Source organism: Acetobacter okinawensis JCM 25146 (genome assembly GCF_000613865.1).
GTDB lineage: Bacteria > Pseudomonadota > Alphaproteobacteria > Acetobacterales > Acetobacteraceae > Acetobacter > Acetobacter okinawensis.
In genome coordinates this window covers 1-1,141 of the sequence record NZ_BAJU01000116.1, presented here as the reverse complement: position 1 = coordinate 1,141, position 1,141 = coordinate 1, and the positions used below count along the sequence as shown (strand labels likewise).

At 63.0% G+C, this 1,141-nt stretch carries 2 protein-coding genes; both read right to left on the bottom strand.

Annotation, left to right across the window (positions count from 1 at the left end; all coding sequences use genetic code 11):
* Window positions 1–144: 144 nt before the first annotated feature.
* On the bottom strand, window positions 145–609 hold the full coding sequence (locus tag JCM25146_RS16000) for a 23S rRNA (pseudouridine(1915)-N(3))-methyltransferase RlmH (protein WP_025829308.1): 465 nt from the start codon (window positions 607–609) through the stop codon (window positions 145–147).
* A 54-nt stretch (window positions 610–663) separates the two neighbouring features.
* The gene (gene rsfS, locus JCM25146_RS15995) at window positions 664–1,116 is read right to left on the bottom strand and encodes a ribosome silencing factor (RefSeq protein ID WP_035373045.1); all 453 of its coding nucleotides are present in this window, start codon (window positions 1,114–1,116) and stop codon (window positions 664–666) included.
* Between the last annotated feature and the right edge of the window lie 25 nt (window positions 1,117–1,141).

Here is a 1,141-nt window from a genome sequence, read left to right as displayed (position 1 = left end):
CAAGCGGGCGGCCGCCACAAGTAGCCCCATAAGGAGCGCCATTGAACGCTTTGCCTTGAAGATCATTGTCAATCTCCTTCCTTCCTGCGTCATTGAGGCGAGCATGATGTGGCAAAAATTTGTCCGGGTCATGCCCGTATACTGTCAGGCCCGCTCGGGCCTGCCTGCGCGGTGGTACGGGTGGCCTGCCGCAATGGCCTGCGCGCGGTAAACCTGCTCGACCAGCATAATCCGCACCAGCATGTGCGGCCAGGTGAGTGTGCCAAAAGACAGGGTTGAATCCGCACGTTGCAGCACCGCGCCATCCAGCCCCTCTGCCCCGCCAATAACAAAGCAGGGGGGGCGACCATCAGCCTGCCAGCCTGCAAGGGCTGTGGCAAAGGCAACACTACTGTAGGTGCGCCCGCCCTCATCAAGGGCCACAACATGGCTCTGCGCGGGGCAGGCCGCCAGAATGGCCTGCGCCTCGCGCCGCTTGATCTCGTCCGGGCTGCCGCGCCCGTCGGGCAGTTCCACAATATCCAGCGCAGGGCGCAGGCGTTTGAGGTACCGCTCGACCAGCGCACGCTCGGACTTGTCCTTCATGCGCCCAACCGCCACCAGCCTCATACCCGGCTCCCGTGGCGGCGCAGCGCTGTGGGTTTAAACACAGGACACCAGCACTTACAGACGGGTCACGCCGTCTTCGTTGCTTTCATCCAGTTCCGCGCCCCACATTTTTTCCAGCCCATACAGCGCGCGCGCTTCGGGCTTGAACAGGTGGACCACAATATCCCCCGTATCCAGCAGAACCCAGTCGGACCCGTTGGCCCCTTCAACCAGCACGCGCTTGATGCCAATATCACGCAGCTTGCGCTCAATGTGCTGGGCCATGGCGGCAATCTGGCGATCTGCCAGACCTGTGGCAATGACCATCTTGTCCGCAAAGGAGGCACGACCGGCAAGGTTGATCACAACCAGATCTTCCGCCTTGTCATCCTCCAGACTGGTGGTGATGAGGGTGAGCGACTGCTCCAGCAGATCGGGGTCCACGCTCTCGCGCTTGGTGCGGGTTTTGGGGCCTGCTGCGGCCGCTTTTTTGCGAACGGAGCCGGGGGCCGCAGCCGCTTTGGGCACTGCGGCAGCACGGGGGGAGGCCGCA